Raw genomic sequence first — 2,265 nt, 5'->3', positions numbered from 1 at the left:
GCAAACAGCGCCAGCACCTTTACAATCACCGATCCCAGAAAGCGATCCAGCAGATCGACCACAATGTGGCCCCCGCGCCAGGTCACTACCGGCATGGCCGCAAACACCATCACGGCCAGACCAATCTCGGTCAGCTCTGTACCTCCATGTAACGGGCTGTTGAATACATAACGGCCGACCACGTCAACACAGGTCAGTCCCATTAGAATAAACAGTACAGCAGACGACACCAGTTCAAGAAAAAAGGCCAGCCATTTGGCCGGCCCCTTCTCGTCATAGTGCGTATTCAACCAAGCACCGAATGACATGGATCACTCCTGTTTTTGAGCTTCGTACTCACGTGCGATTTTGCGCATCTCAGCCAGAGCCGCTGCGGCATCAACATCACGGTCGGAAACACTGTCGATCCAGACCTGATCCATGCCGTCAGCCAGCTTGTTGAACTGCTGTACGAATGCAGAAGACTCATCATGCTCAACTACGTTTACACCCTGTTCACGTGCAAAGGCCAGACCATCGATATCGGCCTGTTCCCACGCCTGGCCTGCCAGTGCAGACAGTTTTTCACCGGACACGCTCATGATCGCTTCGCGATCCTTCTCGTCCAGATCAGCCAGGAAGTCCGGGTTGATGAACATGGAGAAAGTACCCAGGTACATGCCGCCCGGGATCACATTCAGGGTATTGGTCACTTCAGCAAGACGCTGGGCCTTCTGCTCGCCCAGGGGCAGCAGTGCTCCATCGATAACACCCTGCTGCATCATCTCGTACACTTTGGTGGCCGGAGCTGCAACCGGGGCAATGCCCATGCGCTCACCGATCTCGGCTTGAACGCCACCACCGATGCGGATTTTCTTGCCCTTAAGTTCACCGATGCTATTGATCGGAGAAGTGGTCATCAGCTGGCCCGGACCATGAGTAAACATGCCCAGCAGCTCAAGACCTTCAAATTCATTCGCTTTGTCGAAGTATTTCTGTTGTACGTTCCACAGGGCAACAGAGGCAGCTTCGGCGCCTACGCCCATGCCCGGCTGTTCAGCCGCGATTGGCAGCTTGAAACGGCCCGGTACATAACCATGGTAGCTGAAGCCTGCATCGATAACGCCGTCTTCAACCAGCTGGAAATAGGTTTTCGGGTGACCCACATCATACTCAATCTTGACTTCGACACGACCTTCAGTGGCTTCTTCAACCCACTTGGCCCAGGTCGGCCATACAACAGCGTTCTGTACCGCTGTCGGCGGCAGCCAGGTACCTACGATCAGCGTGGTATCAGCTGCCAGCACATTGGCTGATGCAGACAGACCCACAGCCAGTGCTGCAGCTTTGGTGGCAAATTTTATTGTTTTAATCATGGTATTGCTCCTGCTTGTTGTGGTTATACGCGTTGTGATACTTATAAGTATAGTTGGTTCACAATTATTGTATCATTTTATCGTTTTAAGCAAATAGCTGTTGCCACTTTCGTTACAAAAGTTGCTCAACGCTTCTGCTTCAGTCCCAGTAGCAGTCAACGGAAGTGCTGCTGCAGACCCGACTCCGTTTAGTGGAGTTCCAAGTCTGAAACTACAGACAGTTTGACAACCAGACAAGTGTAATCTTCGTAACACTTTCGCCCACCCGTCCCTGGGTGAGCAGCAGCTTCTAGCGGTACAGCACCTCTGGCAGGATAAGCGCAATGGACGGGATGAAGATGATCAGCATCAGGCGCACAATATCCGCCATCCAGAAGGGTGTCACGCCCTTGAATATAGTCCCTGTTTTGATATCACGCAGCACCGCACTGAGCACAAACACGTTCATGCCCACCGGCGGCGTGATAAGACTGATCTCGGTCACAACCACCACCACGATGCCAAACCACACCAGGTCATAGCCAAGCGAAGCGACCACCGGGTAGAACACCGGCACTGTCAGCAGCATCATCGACAGGCTCTCGAACACCATGCCCAGCACGATGTAGATCCCCATGATCGCGAAGATCACCACGATCGGCGCCACATCCATGGAGGTCACGAACTCCAGCAGCATGTCCGGCAGACCGGCACGGTTGATGAAGTCGGAGAAGATCAGCGCACCGATCACCACTGCAAACAGCATCGCCGAGGTGCGGGCTGTATCCGCCAGGGTGTCGAACAGGGTCGCCAACGTCAGGCGGCCGCGGAACAGCGTGATCAGGAAGGCACCACCGGCGCCAATGCCGGCCGCTTCGGTCGGGGTGAATACACCCAGGTAGATGCCGCCCATCACCACGGTGAACAGGAT

Annotated in this window: 3 protein-coding genes; all 3 read right to left on the bottom strand. The window is 54.4% G+C overall.

The genetic code is table 11. The features are described from left to right. On the bottom strand, positions 1–308 hold a 308-nt coding region (locus ABIE61_RS18650), incomplete at its 3' end, for a TRAP transporter small permease (RefSeq protein WP_354412367.1). Between the two features lie 3 nt (positions 309–311). Further along, entirely contained in the window at positions 312–1,355 is a 1,044-nt protein-coding gene (locus tag ABIE61_RS18645; RefSeq protein WP_354412365.1) for a TRAP transporter substrate-binding protein, read from the bottom strand. Positions 1,356–1,644: 289 nt separating this feature from the next. Further along, positions 1,645–2,265: TRAP transporter large permease subunit (locus ABIE61_RS18640; protein ID WP_354412362.1), on the bottom strand; the 621-nt coding region annotated here is incomplete at its 5' end.

This window comes from Marinobacterium sp. MBR-111 (assembly GCF_040547585.1).
Taxonomy (GTDB): domain Bacteria; phylum Pseudomonadota; class Gammaproteobacteria; order Pseudomonadales; family Balneatricaceae; genus Marinobacterium; species Marinobacterium iners.
This window is presented reverse-complemented; position numbering and strand designations above follow the sequence as displayed.

What these genes read in the sequence shown, in the direction of transcription:
- ABIE61_RS18645 (WP_354412365.1), bottom strand. Translation starts at nt 1,355, where the DNA reads ATGATTAAAACAATAAAATTTGCCACCAAAGCTGCAGCACTGGCTGTG.